Origin of the sequence: Paracoccus marcusii (assembly GCF_006151785.1) — a bacterium.
In the GTDB taxonomy this organism is placed as follows: domain Bacteria; phylum Pseudomonadota; class Alphaproteobacteria; order Rhodobacterales; family Rhodobacteraceae; genus Paracoccus; species Paracoccus marcusii.
Map to the genome: position 1 here is coordinate 1 of NZ_VDDD01000084.1, position 15,460 is coordinate 15,460.

Genomic DNA, 15,460 nt, shown 5'->3' on the forward strand with positions numbered 1-15,460 from the left:
ATCGCCGCGGCACTGGCGCGCGCGGGCGGGCCTGCGGTCGATGCGCTGTTCATGGGCTGCGTCCTGCCCGCGGGCCAGGGCCAGGCCCCGGCGCGGCAGGCGGGCTTTGCCGGGGGGCTGGGGCAGGAGGTGCCGGCAACGACGCTGAACAAGATGTGCGGGTCGGGGATGCAGGCGGTGATGATGGCGTCCGATGCCATCCGCGCCGGCAGCGCCGGTATCGTCGTCGCAGGCGGCATGGAGAGCATGTCGAACGCCCCCTACCTGCTGCCCAAAATGCGCGCCGGGGCGCGCCTGGGGCATGCACAGGCGTTGGACCACATGTTCCTGGACGGGCTGGAGGATGCCTATGACAAGGGCCGCCTGATGGGCACGTTTGCCGAGGATTGCGCCGCGGAATTCGCCTTTTCCCGCCAGGCGCAGGACGACTACGCCCTGGCCAGCCTGACGCGCGCACAGGATGCCATCGCCGGCGGCGCGTTCGCGACCGAGATCGCACCCGTCACCGTGCCGGGTCGCGGCAAGGTCACCGTGGTCGACACCGACGAACAGCCCGGCCAGGCCCGCCCCGACAAGATCCCGCTGCTGAAACCCGCGTTCCGCGACGGGGGCACCGTGACGGCGGCCAACAGCTCGTCCATCTCGGACGGGGCGGCGGCGCTGGTGTTGGGCGGTCGGGCGGAGGGCGCCGTCGCGCGCATCGTCGGCCATGCCAGCCACGCCCAGGCCCCCGGCCAGTTCCCCACCGCGCCCGTGCCCGCCGCCGAAAAGCTGCTGGCGCGGATCGGATGGGACAGCGACAGCGTCGATCTGTGGGAGGTGAACGAGGCCTTTGCCGTCGTGCCGATGGCCTTCATGGCGCGGATGGGCCTGTCCCATGACCGCGTGAACGTGCATGGCGGAGCCTGCGCCCTGGGCCATCCGATCGGCGCGTCGGGGGCGCGGATCATCGTCACGCTGATCCATGCGCTGCAGGCGCGAGGGCTGCGCCGGGGCGTGGCCGCGATCTGCATCGGCGGCGGCGAGGGAACCGCGCTGGCGGTCGAACTGTGCTGATCTGCCTGCCAAACCGGCAGGCTGCCCCGGGCGCCGGCAGCGGCGCCCCCGCCACGGCGCCAAGCTGCGGAACCAATGGGCAAATCCGGCGGTTCTGCTGTGGACTTACCGGAACCGGGCGCGGATCATCGATCCAAGGAAAGACCCGGAAGCGTTGCGTCAGCCAGTGGGGGAGTGATGAGTTACTATAACGAGATGTACGAGGGCGACAGCGTCCGCGACCCCTATGCCCGCCTGCGGGAATGGGTCGAGACCATGCCCGACGATTTCCGCCAGATGAAGCAGGCCGAGGCGGAGGCGCTGTTCCGCCGCATCGGCATCACCTTCGCCGTCTATGGCGAGGGGGGCGACCCGGACCGGCTGATCCCCTTCGACATGATGCCCCGCGTGTTCGAGCAGGCTGAGTGGCGCCGCCTGGAACGCGGCATCAAGCAGCGCGCCCGTGCGCTGAACGCTTTCCTGCGCGACGTCTATGGCCGCGGAGAGATCATCCGCGCCGGACGCATCCCCGCCCGCCTGGTCTATCAGAACGAGGCGTTCGAGAAGTCGGTCGTGGGGTTCGTGCCCCCGCGCGGCGTCTATTCCCACATCATCGGCATTGACCTGGTCCGCACCGCCAAGGACGAGTTCTATGTCCTGGAGGACAACTGCCGCACGCCGTCGGGTGTCAGCTACATGCTGGAGAACCGCGAGATCATGATGCGCATGTTCCCGGCCCTGTTCCGCGGCAACCGCATCGAACCCGTCGACCAGTATCCCGACCTTCTGCGCCGCACGCTGGAATCGGTGGCGCCCGCGAAATGCAGCGACCGGCCGACCTGCGTGATCCTGACGCCGGGCCATTACAACAGCGCCTATTACGAACACAGCTTCCTCGCCAACCTGATGGGGGTCGAGCTGGTCGAGGGGCAGGATCTGTTCGTGGATGGCGAATTCTGCTATATGCGCACGACCACCGGGCCCAAGCGCGTGGACGTGATCTATCGCCGGATTGATGACCCCTATCTGGACCCGCTGTGCTTCCGCCCCGATTCGATGCTGGGCATTCCGGGACTGATGGATGTGTACCGGTCTGGCGGCGTGTCGATCTGTTCGGCACCCGGCGCGGGCGTGGCCGATGACAAGGCGATCTACACCTTCGTCCCCGAGATGGTGCGCTTTTATCTGGGAGAGGAGCCGATCCTGAACAACGTCCAGACCTGGACGCTGTGGAAGGACGACGACTACCGCTATGTGATGGAGCATCTGCCCGAACTGGTCGTCAAGGAGGTCCACGGATCGGGCGGCTACGGCATGCTGGTCGGCCCCAAGTCGACCAGGGAGGAGATCGAGGCGTTCCGTGCCAAGATCCAGGCCAATCCGTCGAACTACATCGCCCAGCCCACGCTGGCACTGTCGACCTGCCCGACCTTCGTGGACGAGGGCATCGCGCCGCGCCACGTGGACCTGCGCCCCTATTGCCTGTGCGGCGACCGGATCGAGCTGGTACCGGGCGGGCTGACGCGTGTCGCACTGCGCGAAGGGTCGCTGGTGGTGAACTCGTCCCAGGGCGGGGGTGTCAAGGACACCTGGGTGTTGTCGGAATGAGGGGACGTAACACGATGCTCAGCCGCACCGCCTCGAACCTGTTCTGGATGGGCCGCCATCTGGAACGTGCCGAAACCGCCGCGCGCCTGCTGGACGTGGGACAGCGCATCACGCTGCTTCCCAACACCGAGGCCGGGTACCAGAACGAATGGAACTCGCTGCTGCAGGCCTCGGGCAGTTCGGACCTGTTCGCGCAGAAATACGGAGAGATCACCCAGGAGAACATCGAGGAGTTCATCTTCTTCGACCGCGCCAACCCGTCATCGGTGGCCAGCTGCCTTGAAAAGGCGCGCGAGGCCGGTCGGATCGTGCGCACCGCGCTGACCAGCCAGGTCTGGGACGCGCTGAACGTGGCCTTCCAGGAGCTGCGCCGGATCGAACGCCAGCCGCGCGCAAAGCTGGACACCGCAGGGCTGACCGATTTCACCACCGGCCACACCTCGACCGTGCGCGGCGCGATCAACGCGACGCAGCTGAGGAACGACGGCTGGCATTTCATGAACCTGGGATACGGGCTGGAACGCGCCGACGCGACCGCGCGCCTGCTGGACGTCAAGTATTTCGTCCTGCTGCCGCGGATCGAGTTCGTGGGATCGGGTCTGGACACCTATCAGTGGCAGGTGATCCTGCGCGCGCTCTCGGCGCACCGGGCCTATCACTGGGCCTATGGCGGCGACATCACCGCGGGCCAGGTGGCCGACTTCCTGATCCTGAACGGGGAAAGCCCCCGCGCGCTGATCACGTCGCTGTATGAGACCGTGTGGCACCTTGAAGGGCTGGCGCGCCGCTATGGCGACGGGGTGCCGACCAGCGCCCGCGACAAGGCGCGAGAGGTTCTGGCAGCCCTGCAGGCACGCGACATCGAGATGATCTTCGACGAGGGGCTGCACGAGTTCCTCAGCTGGTTCATCCTGGAACTGTCCGAGATTTCCAACCTGGTCCACCAGGATTACCTGCTTGGAGGGGTGTGACCCATGCGCCTGAAGATCTCTCACGAGACGGTCTATCGCTATGGCCAGCCGATCCGGAACCTGGTGCAGAGCCTGCGCCTGACACCGTCGGTGTTCGAGGGGCAGAAGACCCATGAATGGCAGGTCGACGTGTCGGGCGGCGTCAAGGGGCCGGGGTTCCGCGACGGTGCCGGCGACTGGATCGAGGGCTGGACCGTGCGCGGTCCGGTCGATCATGTGACCGTGCGCATCAGCGGACGCATCGACACCCGCGACACGGCAGGCGTCCTGCGCGGCCACCGCGAGATGATCCACCCGCTGACCTATCTGCGCGACAGTCCCGCCACGCGCCCCGACGACGCGCTGCGCGATCTGGCGCAGTCGGTCGAGGGCACCGACCGGCTGGACCTGGCGCATCAGCTGTCGATGTCGGTCAGCGACCGGATCGCGTTCCGCCCCGGCGTGACCCATACCGGCACCACCGCATCCGAGGCCCTGGCCCTGGGAGAGGGCGTCTGCCAGGACCACACCCACGCCTTGACCGCCATCGCGCGCCTGCGCGGCCTGCCGGCGCGCTATGTGTCGGGCTATCTGCATTCGACCATCGACGGGCAGGCCCATGACGCGGCCCATGCCTGGGCCGAGATCCATGTCGAGGGGTTGGGATGGGTCGGGTTCGACGCCGCCAACCGCTGTTGCCCGGACGAACGCTATGTCCGTCTGGGGTCGGGCCTGGACGCGGCGGACGCGGCCCCGATCCGGGGCGTGGCCCTGGGCACCGGGTCCGAGGACATGGATGTCAGCGTCAGGGTCGAGGAGATGGCCCAGTAGGAACCGGGGGCAGCACCCCCGGTCCACCTGTCGTCACAGGGTGATGCGATAGCGGGCAAAGCCTTCGGGCGCGTCGCCCGCCGGTTCGATGGTCAGGGCGGTCACGTCCTGCAGATAGGCCGCGGCCCCCGGCCCCGTGTCGAACAGAACCGTCGCCCCGTCCAGCGCCGCGAACGACCAGTTGCCATCCGCCGACGGGTTGATCGTCCCCTGGTCCAGGATATAGCGGACGATCACGTCGCGGTTGGTGTCCGGCCCCTCGAACACCACGGTCGAGCCATCCGCGCCGGGGAACGACCCGCCGCCGGTGGCGCGATAGTTGTTGGTGGCGATGATGAACTCGGCCGCCGGGTCGACCGGCTGTCCGTCGATGGCCAGATCGACGATGCGGTTCGCGTCCGCGTCGGCCAGCGCCCCGTCGGCGTCGAACCGCGACGGCTGCGACAGGTCGATCCGATAGGTCACCCCGTCGATCACGTCGAAGTTGTAGCTGCGGAAGTCGGGGTTCAGCAGCATCTGGTCCGCCTGCCCCGGTTCGATCCGGTTGAAGGCCCCCGCGCTGCGCTCCAGCCATTCCTTGACCTGCGCGCCGGTCACGCGCACGGCGCGGATGGTGTTGGGATACAGATACAGGTCGGCCACGTTGCGGATGGCGATGTCGCCCGGCGGCACGTCGGTGAAGTAATCCGGCCCGCCCCGCCCGCCGGCCTTGAAGGGCGCCGCCGCCGACAGGATGGGCAGCCCCTCGTGCTCGGTCCCGGCCAGCATCTGCGCGATGTACCAGCTTTGCGCGTTCGACACGATCTGGACCGAAGGATCATCCGCCACCATCGCGAAATAGCTGTAGAGCGCGGCGCTGGTCTGGCCGACGGGGCGGCGGACATAATCCAGCGTCTGCTGGTGTTCGGTGGCGGTCGCCTCCTCGATGGCGGGTACGCTCTCGACCAGGGGGGTCACCACGCCCTCGTCGTCGCGCTGATAGATCGGGCGCGCCTCGACCTGGTGGCTGACGATGGTCCAGCCGTCGCCCTGCCGCTCCAGCAGCAGATCGACCAGGCCCATATGCGACCCCCAGAACCCGGCCATCACCGCGGGCTTGCCGCCGATGGTGCCGGCCGCGGCATCCACCCCGGCCACGCCGTCGTAGTCGGGGCCGGGAAAGACCGAATGCGAATGCCCGGTGAGGATGACGTCGATGCCGTCGACGGCCGCCAGCGGAATGGCCGCGTTCTCCATCCCCGGTTCGGCGGTCCGCCCGCCGATGCCGCAATGGGCCAGTGCCACGACCAGGTCCACCCCCTCGGCGCGCAGCTTGGGCACCCAGGCCTCGGCCGCCTCGACGATGTCGCGGACGGTGACCTGCCCCTCCAGATGGGCGCGGTCCCATTGCATGATCTGCGGCGGCACGAAGCCGATGATGCCGATGCGGATCGGATGGGTGGCGCCCGCCCCGTCGGTCAGGTCCCGGTCGATCACCGCATAGGGCGGCACCAGGGTCCGGTCCTGGTCCGGGGTGGCGCCGGCCTCGGTCACCACGTTGGCGCAGACGACGGGATAGCCCGCGCCCGCCAGGCTGGCGCCCAGGAATTCCAGCCCATAGTTGAATTCGTGGTTGCCCAGGGTGCCGCCGTCATAGCCCAGGGCGTTCATCCCCTGGATCACCGGGTGGGTCGCGTCCCCGTCCATCCCGCGCTCATAGGCGATGAAATCGCCCATCGGGTTGCCCTGCAGGAAATCGCCGTTGTCGAACAGCAGCGCGTTCGTGGCCTCGGCCCGCACGGCACCGACCAGGGCCGCGGTCCGCGCCAGGCCCAGGGTGTCGGTCGCCGTGTCCGCGTAATAGTCGTAGGGCCAGACATGCGCGTGCAGGTCCGTCGTCTCCATGATGCGTAGATGCGCCTGCCCCGCCTCGGCCCGTGCGGAATAGGGATGCAGCGCGACTAGCGCCAGGCCGGCCACCCCCGATGTCAGGAAACCGCGGCGGCTGAGGGCAAGAGGATGGGTCATCATGTTCGTCCTTGGGTGGTGGAACCTGCACGATGTGCGATTCGGCGCGCCAAGGCGACCCAAAGTTTCATGACGCGACCCGCAAACGAGCGATTGCAGCCCACGCCCCCCGGTCCTAGTCTGCCCTGCGGAATGCAACGGAAAGATGTGCCGGTGACCTATTGCGTCGGACTGAAACTGGATGCCGGGCTTGTGCTGCTGTCGGATACCCGCACGAATGCCGGGCTGGACAATATCTCGTGCTATCGCAAGATGTTCTTCTTCGAGGCGCCGGGCGAACGCATCATCGCGATCATGACCGCCGGGTCGCTGTCCGTGACCCAGACCACCATCGCCCGCCTGGAGGAGGCGATCGAGGACGAGCTGGCAGACGACACGACCTCGATCCTCAAGGCGCCGACCATGCTGCGCGTGGCCACGATCATCGGCGACACGCTGTGCCGCACCCGGCGCGAGATCGCCGAACAGTGCCGCGACCTCAAGCAGCAGGCATCCGCCAGCATGATCGTCGCGGGACAGCGCAAGGGCGGCGACATGCGCCTGTTCCTGATCTATCCCGAAGGCAACTTCATCGAGGCGACCGAGGACACGCCCTTCCTGCAGATCGGAGAGCACAAGTACGGCAAGCCGATCCTGGACCGGGTGGTCACCCCCGCGACCAGCCTGGCGGACGCGCAGAAGGCCGTGCTGCTATCGATGGATTCGACGCTGCGGTCGAACCTGTCGGTGGGGATGCCGCTGGACCTGGCGGTGATCGGCGCCGATGCCTGTGCGGTCACCACGCGCCGCCGCATTCTGGATGGCGATCCGGACTTCATGCAGATGAGCGCGGCCTGGTCCGCGGCGCTGCGCGACAGCTTCGTCAAAGTCAGCATCTGACCCGCAGCTGTTAGCGCAAGCCGGACCGCATCCGCGTTGAAGCAGTCCTGCCAAGCCGTTAAGCAGTCCCCAGCATCATCTTCGGGGGACATCATGACCGACAAGACCAGCCGCAGCCGCATCACCCCCGAAGAGGCGCTGGCCTATCACCTGGAACCGCGTCCGGGCAAATACGACATCACGCCCTCGACCCCCATGACCACGCAGCGCGACCTGTCGCTGGCCTATTCGCCGGGCGTCGCGGTGCCGGTCCAGGCCATCGCCGACCGCCCGGAGACGGCCTATGACTATACCACGAAGGGCAACATGGTGGCCGTCATCTCGAACGGGACGGCGATCCTGGGGATGGGGAATCTGGGCGCGCTGGCCTCCAAGCCGGTGATGGAGGGCAAGGCGGTGCTGTTCAAGCGCTTTGCCGACGTGAACGCCATCGACCTGGAGCTGGACACCGAGGACGCGGACGAATTCATCAACGCCGTCAAGCTGATGGGCCCGACCTTCGGGGGCATCAACCTGGAGGACATCAAGGCGCCGGAATGCTTCATCATCGAACAGCGCCTGAAGGAGCTGATGGACATCCCGGTCTTCCACGACGACCAGCACGGCACCGCGGTGATCTGCGCCGCGGGCCTGCTGAACGCGCTGGAGCTGTCGGGCAAGAAGATCGAGGATGTGCGGATCGTCCTGAACGGCGCGGGTGCGGCGGGCATCGCCTGTCTTGAACTGCTGAAGTCGATGGGCGCGCGGCATGACAACTGCATCATGTGCGACACCAAGGGCGTCATCTATCAGGGCCGGACCGAGGGCATGAACCAGTGGAAATCGGCCCATGCGGTCGTGACCACCGCCCGCACGCTGGAGGAGGCGATGAAGGGCGCCGACGTCTTCCTGGGCGTCAGCGCCAAGGGGGCGGTGACCCAGGACATGGTCGTCAGCATGGCCGACAACCCGGTGATCTTTGCCATGGCGAATCCCGACCCCGAGATCACGCCCGAGGATGCGCATGCCGTCCGCCCCGACGCGATCGTGGCCACCGGCCGCAGCGACTATCCGAACCAGGTGAACAACGTCCTGGGGTTCCCGTACCTGTTCCGCGGCGCGCTGGACATCCACGCCCGCGCCATCAACGACGAGATGAAGATCGCCTGCGCCGAGGCCCTGGCCCGCCTGGCGCGCGAGGATGTCCCCGACGAGGTCGCCGTCGCCTATGGCCGCAAGCTGCAGTTCGGGCGCGACTACATCATCCCGACGCCCTTCGATCCGCGGCTGATCCACGTGATCCCGCCCGCGGTCGCCCGCGCCGGGATGGACACGGGCGTCGCGCGGCGCCCGATCATCGACATGGATGGCTATGTCCAGACGCTGAAGAACAGGATGGACCCGACGGCCGCGATCCTGCAGGGCATCCATGCCCGCGCGCGGCAGGCCCAGGCCCGGATGATCTTTGCCGAGGGCGACGATCCGCGCGTGCTGCGCGCCGCCGTGGCATGGCAGCGCACCGGCATGGGCCAGTCCCTGGTCGTGGGCCGCGAGGCCGAGGTCAAGGCCGAGCTGGAGGCCCTGGGCATGGGCGACGCCTTCCGCGAGATCAGCGTCGTGAACGCCGCCAACACCCGGCATTTGGACAGCTATCACGAGTTCCTGTACCAGCGCCTGCAACGGAAGGGCGTCGACCGCGAGGACGCGTTCAAGCTGGCCAACCGCGACCGCCACATCTTTGCGGCGCTGATGCTGGCGCATGGGCATGGCGACGGGTTGGTAACCGGGGCCACGCGCAAGAACGCGCCGGTGCTGGCGCAGATCGGCCATGTCTTCGACGTGCGCCCGCAGGACGGGGCGGTGGGCATCACCGCCGTGCTGCACCGGGGCCGGATCGTGCTGATCGGCGACACGCTGGTCCATGAATGGCCCGAACCCGAGGATCTGGCCGACATTGCCGCCCGCGGCGCCGCGGTGGCCCGCAACCTGGGGCTGGAGCCGCGCGTGGCCTTCCTGTCCTTCTCGAACTTCGGCTATCCGGTCAGCGAACGCGCCATCAAGATGGCGCAGGCCGCCACCGTCCTGGACCGCCGCGGTGCCGATTTCGAATACGAGGGCGAGATGACCGTGGACGTGGCGCTGAACATGGACGCGGCCGCGCGCTATCCCTTCAGCCGCCTGACCGCGCCCGCGAACGTGCTGGTGGTGCCGGCGCGGCATTCGGCCTCGATCTCGGTCAAGCTGATGCAGGAGATGGCGGGCGCGACCGTCATCGGTCCGATCCTGACGGGCGTGGCGGGCCCGATCCAGATCTGTTCGACGAACTCGACCGTCAGCGACATCCTGAACATGGCCGCCATCGCCGCGGGCGGGGTCGGCGCGCAGGGCTGAGGGCGCGCCAAAGGGGGTATTTGGGCAAAGGAGACGTTCAGGCGTCGCGGTCGAACTGGCGCTGCCGCTCCCGGAACCGGGCGCGGTCGGCGTCGGAGTATTCGTCGGCGCAGCGGTGGCAGCTGACGCCATCCTCAAATTCCGGGCGGGTGCGGTCCTCGGGTGCCAGGGGGCGGCGGCAGGCATGGCACAAACCGTGCCGCCCCTGCGCCAGCCCATGCGTCAGGCTGACCCGCTGATCGAAGACGAAGCATTCGCCCTGCCATGCGCTGTCCTCCTGGGGGACGTCCTCCAGGTATTTCAGGATGCCGCCCTGCAGGTGGTAGACCTGATCGACGCCCTGCGCGATCAGATAGTTGGTCGACTTCTCGCAGCGGATGCCGCCGGTGCAGAACATCGCGATGCGCTTGCCCTGGAACCGGTGCGCGTTCTCCTGCCACCAGGCGGGAAAGTCGCGGAAACTGCGGGTGCCGGGGTCGACGGCGCCCTGAAACGTGCCGATCTGGACCTCGTAATCGTTGCGGGTGTCGATCACGGCCACGTCGGGCGCGGCGATCAGCGCGTTCCAGTCGCGCGGCGCGACGTAATGGCCGGTGCCTGCGGCGGGGTCCATGTCGGGCTGGCCCATGGTCACGATCTCGGCCTTCAGCCGGACCTTCATGCGCCCGAAGGGCGGCGCGTCGGCGGCGCTCTCCTTCCAGTCCAGACCCGCGAAACCGGGCCAGGCGCGGATGTGGTCCAGGACCGCCAGGATGCCCGCGCGCGGGCCTGCGATGGTGCCGTTCACGCCCTCGGGCGCCAGCAGCAGCGTGCCGCACAGGCCCTGCGCGCGGCACAGGTCCAGCAACGGTCCCTGCCGGGCCGCCGGATCGGCCAGACGGGCAAAGTGATAGAGTGCGGCGACGGTCAGGGGAGTTTTGGGCAGCATGGGCGTGGCCTTATCGCGGCCACGCCCCTTGGCGCAAGATCAGAACGCAGACCCTAGAAGGTCAGGCCCAGGGCCAGACCGCCCAGCAGATAGGTCAGGCCGGTGATCAGCAGGATGCCCACGACGTTCAGCACGAACCCGCCCCTGGCCATCTGGGCGATGGTGACGGTCCCGGTGCCGAACACGATGGCGTTGGGCGGCGTGCCCACCGGCAGCATGAAGGCGCAGGTCGCGGCCAGCGCCGCGGGGATCAGCAGCGTCATCGCATCGGCCCCGATGCCCAGGGCGACACCGCCCAGGATCGGAATGAAGGTCGCGGCGGTGGCGGTGTTCGACGTGATCTCGGTCAGGAACAGGATGATCGTGACCACGGCCGCGACCAGCAGGATCGTCGGCAGCGAGCCCAGGCCTGTGACCTGCTGGCCGAACCAGCTGTCCAGCCCGGACGACGCCACGGCGGAGGCCAGCGACAGCCCGCCGCCGAACAGCAGAAGGACGCCCCAGGGCAGCCCGGCCTCGGCATCCTTCCAGTCCAGAACCATCTTGTCGCGGCCCTTGCCGGGCAGCAGGAACATGGCCAGGCCCGCGCCGATGGCGATGGCCGTGTCATCCAGGTTGCCCAGCCAGGGTGCCGCAGCCTCGATCGCCGGGATCGAGGTCAGAAGGCCCGGCACGATCCACAGGAACGCCGCACCCAGGAACACGGCCAGGACCATCTTCTCTCCCTGGCTGAGCGCGCCCAGATCGCGGACCTGATCCTCGATCATCTGCTTGCCGCCGGGGATCTCGGGCAGGTCGAACCGGTACAGGACGCGGGTCATCAGGAACCAGGCGATGAAGATGAAGATGAAGGCCAGCGGCGTCCCCAGCACCATCCATTCCAGAAAGCCGATGTTGCGGCCCAGCTCGTCCGAGGCATAGCCCGCGACGATGGCATTGGGCGGGCTGCCCAGCAGCGTGCCCAAACCCCCCATCGACGCGGCCCAGGCGATCGACAGCACCAGGCAGACGCCGAAGGCGCTGATGTTGGGGTCCTTGACGACGTCGGTGATGGTGCCGCCGGCCTTCATCGCATCCTCGGCCGCGGCGCCGTCCTGGCGCGATCCGCGTTCGACCACCAGGGACAGGACGGACAGGCCGATGGGCAGCATCATCAGCGTGGTGGCGGTGTTGGACACCCACATCGACAGAAAGCCGGTTGCCAGCATCATGCCCAGGACGATCCGCCGGGGCGCCACACCCACATTGCGCAGCGTCAGCAGCGCGATGCGCGTGTGCAGGTGCCATTTCTCCATCGCGATGGCGATCAGGAAGCCGCCCAGGAACAGGAACACGATCGACGACGCATAGGGCTGCGTCGCCTGGCCGACGGTCGTTTCCGTCAGCGCCGGGATCAGCACGATCGGCAGAAGCGCGGTGGCCGACAGCGGGATCGCCTCGGTCATCCACCAGATGGCCATCAGCGTGCCGACGGCGGCGACGATGCGTGCATCCTCGGACAGCCCCTCCTGTCCGCCCAGCAGCAGCCAGACGATGCCGGCCATCACCACCCCAAGCGCCCGCAGCACCCAGATCATCTGCGCAGAGCGGGTCTGGACCTCGTTCTCGTCATATTCACCGGGGTGGTGCAGATCGTCCTGTATCCCCATCGTGTCCTCCCTTTTCGTGCGACATCTTCTTGCGGTCAGGGTATGGCAAAACCGGGTCCGCGACCACCCTTGACGACCGGCCCCGCCCGGCGGTCTAGTGGCGCCGGACCGAAGCCAAGGCGGACCGGATGACCCAGGCCCTGATCGTGATCGACATGCAGCGCGACTTCTGTCCCGGCGGCCGGCTTGCCGTGGCCGGGGGCGACCAGATCGTGGCGCCGATCAACGCGATGATGGCCGATTTCGACGCGGTGATCCTGACGCAGGACTGGCATCCGGCCGACCATGCCAGCTTTGCCGACAACCACCCGGGCGCCGCCGCCTTTTCGATGACGCAGATGCCCTATGGCCCGCAGGTGCTGTGGCCCGCCCATTGCGTGATCGGCACGCCGGGGGCGGAGTTCCACCCCGACCTGCAGGTCGACCGGGCCGATCTGGTGCTGCGCAAGGGGTTCCGCGCCGGCATCGACAGCTATTCCGCGTTCTTCGAGAACGACCGCACGACCGCCACCGGTCTTGCCGGCTATCTGCGCGACCGCGGCATCACCGACCTGACCCTTGTCGGGCTGGCCCATGATTTCTGCGTCGCGTGGAGCGCGATGGACGCCGCCCGCCTTGGCTTTGCCGCCCGCGTGGCGGAGGATGCGTGCCGTGCGATCGACCTGGATGGCAGCCTGGCCGCCGCGCGCGCGGCGATGCGCCAGGCGGGCGTCACGCTGGCCTGAGGGTTGCGCCCCCGCGCGGATCAAGGCACCAAGGGCGAAATGGTCAAGGAAACAGCGTCATGGCCGATATCGCCACGCGGGTCTACAATCACAAATGGAAGATCGACCCGATCGTCCGGTCGCTGATCGACACCGACTTTTACAAGCTGCTGATGTGCCAGTCGGTGTTCCGCAACAGCCCGGACACCACCGTCACCTTCAGTCTGATCAACCGCAGCAAGGACGTGCGCCTGGCCGACCTGATCGACGAGGGCGAGCTGCGCGAGCAGCTGGACCATGTGCGGTCGCTGTCCCTGACCCGCGGAGAGAGCACCTGGCTGCGCGGCAACACGTTCTATGGCAAGCGGCAGATGTTCCGCCCCGACTTCATGGAGTTCCTGGAGGGGCTGCGCCTGCCCGCCTATCACCTGGACAAGCGCGACGGCCAGTACGAGCTGACCTTCGAAGGCCCCTGGCCCCAGGTGATGCTGTGGGAGATCCCGGCTTTGTCGATCCTGATGGAGCTGCGGTCCCGCGCGGTCCTGAAGGACATGGGCCGGTTCGAGCTGCAGGTCCTGTACGCCCGTGCCATGACCCGCCTGTGGGAGAAGATCCAGGCCATGCGCGCCCTGCCCGACCTGCGCATCGCCGATTTCGGCACGCGCCGGCGGCACAGCTTCCTGTGGCAGGACTGGGCCGTGCAGGCGATGATCGAGGGGTTGGGCGACCGCTTCACCGGCACCTCGAACTGCCTGATCGCGCAGCGCCGCGACATCGAGGCGATCGGCACCAATGCGCATGAGCTGCCGATGGTGCGCGCGGCCCTGGCCGATGGCGACGCGGCCCTGCGCCAGGCGCCCTATGACGTGCTGGCCGACTGGCACGAGGAGCATGACGGCAACCTGCGCATCATCCTGCCCGACACCTACGGCACCGAAGGGTTCCTGGCGGGCGCGCCGGACTGGCTGGCGGGCTGGACCGGTATCCGCATCGACAGCGGCGATCCGGCTACGGGCGCCGAGACCGCGATCCGCTGGTGGCAGTCGCGCGGAGAGGACCCGCGCGGCAAGCTGATCATCTTTTCCGACGGGCTGGACGTGGACAAGATCCTGGCCCTGCATCGGCAGTTCCATGGGCGCGTCAAGGTCAGCTTCGGCTGGGGCACGCTGCTGACGAACGATTTTCGCGGGTTTGTGCCGGGCGACGGGCTGGCGCCCTTCAGCCTGGTCTGCAAGGCAGTGGCGGCCGACGGGCGTCCCACGGTCAAGCTGTCGGACAACCCCGCCAAGGCCACCGGCCCCGCGGCCGAGATCGAACGCTACAAGCGCGTCTTCGGGGTGGGCGTCCAGCAGGCGCTGTCGGTCACGGTCTAGACTCCGGTCACCCACAGCACCAGCAGACAGGCCAGCGCCCCAAGCGATGCCGTGATCGGCAGTGTCACCAGCCAGGCGGCGGTGATGGTCACGACATGGCTGCGCCGCACCAGGATGCGGCGGCGCGTCTCGTCCGCGGGCAGGGCCTCGGACCGGCTGCCGCGGCGGCGGTCCAGCCATTCGCGCGCAAAACCCACGCCGAAGATGCCGCCGACCGCCACATGGGTGGTCGACACCGGCAGGCCCAGGGCCGATGCGCCCAGCACCGTCACGGCCGTGGCCAGCGACACGCAGAAGGCGCGCCCCGCGTTCAGCTTGGTGATGCCGCTGCCCACCATGTGGACCAGGCGGCGCCCGAACAGCAGCGTGCCGGTGGCGATGGCAAGCCCTCCGCCCGCCAGCACCAGCACCGGGACCACGCCGATCGCGGTCGACATCCCCTGTCCGCGCAGGACCACCGACAGCGGTCCCGCGATGTTGCCCACGTCATTGGCGCCATGGGCAAAGCCCAGGATCAGCACGGACATCACCAGCGCGGGGCGCAGCAGAGACTTGGTGCTTGGTTTACGCGGATGGCGTGCCAGTTCGCGGAGCACGCTGCGCCGCGTCAGCCACAGCGCGCCCGCCCCGGTCGGCGCGGCCGCCGCACAGGCGGCCAGTGGTCCCAGGTCCAGCAGCACCACGACATAGGCCGAAAACAGCGCCGCCATCAGGCCGACCAGCAGCGGCAGCCACAAAAGCGCCGCCCCGGCGCGGTCCGGCGCCTCGACCACCTTAAGGCGCAGCAGGATCAGCAGACCGCCGGCCAAGCCCCCCGCCACCACCGGCGTCACCATCCAGACAGATGCGATGATGGCCAGCGTCCCCCAGGCCACCGCCGACAGGCCCAGGGCCACCGCCCCCGCCCCCGCGATGCCACCCACGATGGAATGCGACGTGCTGACCGGCAGGCCGATGCCCGTGGCCAGGGTGATCCAGACTGCCGCCCCGATCAGCGCGGCGACCATCATCATCGGGGCGCGCCCGCCCTCGGCCAGGGGTGCCAGCTGGACGATGCCGCCCGCCAGACGGGCCGACACCGCGCCCCCGGCCAGCACCGCCCCCGCCACGCCCGCGACGGCGACCA

The 15,460-nt window shown here is 68.3% G+C and carries 12 protein-coding genes; 8 read left to right on the forward strand and 4 right to left on the reverse strand.

The features are described from left to right. From FHD68_RS12935 to FHD68_RS12950, 4 genes are all read left to right on the forward strand, one after another. A partial coding sequence (locus FHD68_RS12935; RefSeq protein WP_139085953.1) for an acetyl-CoA C-acyltransferase occupies positions 1-1,056 on the forward strand: 1,056 nt, incomplete at its 5' end. 177 nt (positions 1,057-1,233) lie between these two features. Beyond that, a complete protein-coding gene (locus tag FHD68_RS12940; protein WP_046000427.1) occupies positions 1,234-2,643 on the forward strand; it encodes a circularly permuted type 2 ATP-grasp protein in 1,410 nt (469 codons plus the stop codon). Positions 2,644-2,657: 14 nt separating this feature from the next. Continuing rightward, positions 2,658-3,614: an alpha-E domain-containing protein gene (locus tag FHD68_RS12945; RefSeq protein WP_045982658.1), complete on the forward strand. Its 957-nt coding sequence runs from the start codon at positions 2,658-2,660 to the stop codon at positions 3,612-3,614. 3 nt (positions 3,615-3,617) lie between these two features. Beyond that, positions 3,618-4,424 (forward strand): transglutaminase family protein, encoded by an 807-nt coding sequence (locus FHD68_RS12950; protein WP_045982659.1) that lies wholly within the window; start codon positions 3,618-3,620, stop codon positions 4,422-4,424. A gap of 33 nt (positions 4,425-4,457) precedes the next feature. Here the strand turns inward: FHD68_RS12950 and FHD68_RS12955 are convergent, their stop codons facing one another. Continuing rightward, positions 4,458-6,431, reverse strand: coding sequence for a bifunctional 2',3'-cyclic-nucleotide 2'-phosphodiesterase/3'-nucleotidase (locus tag FHD68_RS12955; RefSeq protein WP_127899248.1), 1,974 nt, complete (start codon positions 6,429-6,431; stop codon positions 4,458-4,460). 153 nt (positions 6,432-6,584) lie between these two features. Between FHD68_RS12955 and FHD68_RS12960 the strand changes: the two genes are divergently transcribed. Both FHD68_RS12960 and FHD68_RS12965 read left to right on the forward strand, forming a co-directional pair. Continuing rightward, positions 6,585-7,310 (forward strand): proteasome-type protease, encoded by a 726-nt coding sequence (locus tag FHD68_RS12960; protein WP_045982660.1) that lies wholly within the window; start codon positions 6,585-6,587, stop codon positions 7,308-7,310. 93 nt (positions 7,311-7,403) lie between these two features. After that, positions 7,404-9,680 (forward strand): NADP-dependent malic enzyme, encoded by a 2,277-nt coding sequence (locus FHD68_RS12965; protein WP_127897470.1) that lies wholly within the window; start codon positions 7,404-7,406, stop codon positions 9,678-9,680. Positions 9,681-9,717: 37 nt separating this feature from the next. On the opposite strand, the gene trhO is transcribed toward FHD68_RS12965, so the two are convergent. Together trhO and FHD68_RS12975 are read right to left on the reverse strand one after the other, a co-directional pair. After that, complete coding sequence (gene trhO, locus FHD68_RS12970) at positions 9,718-10,608, reverse strand: oxygen-dependent tRNA uridine(34) hydroxylase TrhO (RefSeq protein ID WP_127897471.1); 891 nt, start codon at positions 10,606-10,608, stop codon at positions 9,718-9,720. Positions 10,609-10,661: 53 nt separating this feature from the next. Then, on the reverse strand, positions 10,662-12,257 hold the full coding sequence (locus FHD68_RS12975) for an SLC13 family permease (protein WP_205963167.1): 1,596 nt from the start codon (positions 12,255-12,257) through the stop codon (positions 10,662-10,664). 128 nt (positions 12,258-12,385) lie between these two features. Here FHD68_RS12975 and pncA point away from each other — a divergent pair, with 128 nt between their 5' ends. Together pncA and pncB are read left to right on the forward strand one after the other, a co-directional pair. Beyond that, on the forward strand, positions 12,386-12,982 hold the full coding sequence (gene pncA, locus FHD68_RS12980) for a bifunctional nicotinamidase/pyrazinamidase (protein WP_127897472.1): 597 nt from the start codon (positions 12,386-12,388) through the stop codon (positions 12,980-12,982). 59 nt (positions 12,983-13,041) lie between these two features. Further along, positions 13,042-14,334 (forward strand): nicotinate phosphoribosyltransferase, encoded by a 1,293-nt coding sequence (pncB, locus tag FHD68_RS12985; RefSeq protein ID WP_045982665.1) that lies wholly within the window; start codon positions 13,042-13,044, stop codon positions 14,332-14,334. Here the strand turns inward: pncB and FHD68_RS12990 are convergent. Beyond that, positions 14,331-15,460: inorganic phosphate transporter (locus FHD68_RS12990; RefSeq protein WP_139085954.1), on the reverse strand; the 1,130-nt coding region annotated here is incomplete at its 5' end. The genes pncB and FHD68_RS12990 overlap by 4 nt on opposite strands.

Excerpts from the sequence above, each read along its gene's own strand:
- FHD68_RS12940 (WP_046000427.1), top strand. The coding sequence starts at position 1,234 with ATGAGTTACTATAACGAGATGTACGAGGGCGACAGCGTCCGCGACCCC.
- FHD68_RS12945 (WP_045982658.1), top strand. The coding sequence starts at position 2,658 with ATGCTCAGCCGCACCGCCTCGAACCTGTTCTGGATGGGCCGCCATCTG.
- FHD68_RS12950 (WP_045982659.1), top strand. The coding sequence starts at position 3,618 with ATGCGCCTGAAGATCTCTCACGAGACGGTCTATCGCTATGGCCAGCCG.
- FHD68_RS12955 (WP_127899248.1), bottom strand. The coding sequence starts at position 6,431 with ATGACCCATCCTCTTGCCCTCAGCCGCCGCGGTTTCCTGACATCGGGG.
- FHD68_RS12965 (WP_127897470.1), top strand. The coding sequence starts at position 7,404 with ATGACCGACAAGACCAGCCGCAGCCGCATCACCCCCGAAGAGGCGCTG.
- trhO (WP_127897471.1), bottom strand. The coding sequence starts at position 10,608 with ATGCTGCCCAAAACTCCCCTGACCGTCGCCGCACTCTATCACTTTGCC.
- FHD68_RS12975 (WP_205963167.1), bottom strand. The coding sequence starts at position 12,257 with ATGGGGATACAGGACGATCTGCACCACCCCGGTGAATATGACGAGAAC.
- pncA (WP_127897472.1), top strand. The coding sequence starts at position 12,386 with ATGACCCAGGCCCTGATCGTGATCGACATGCAGCGCGACTTCTGTCCC.
- pncB (WP_045982665.1), top strand. The coding sequence starts at position 13,042 with ATGGCCGATATCGCCACGCGGGTCTACAATCACAAATGGAAGATCGAC.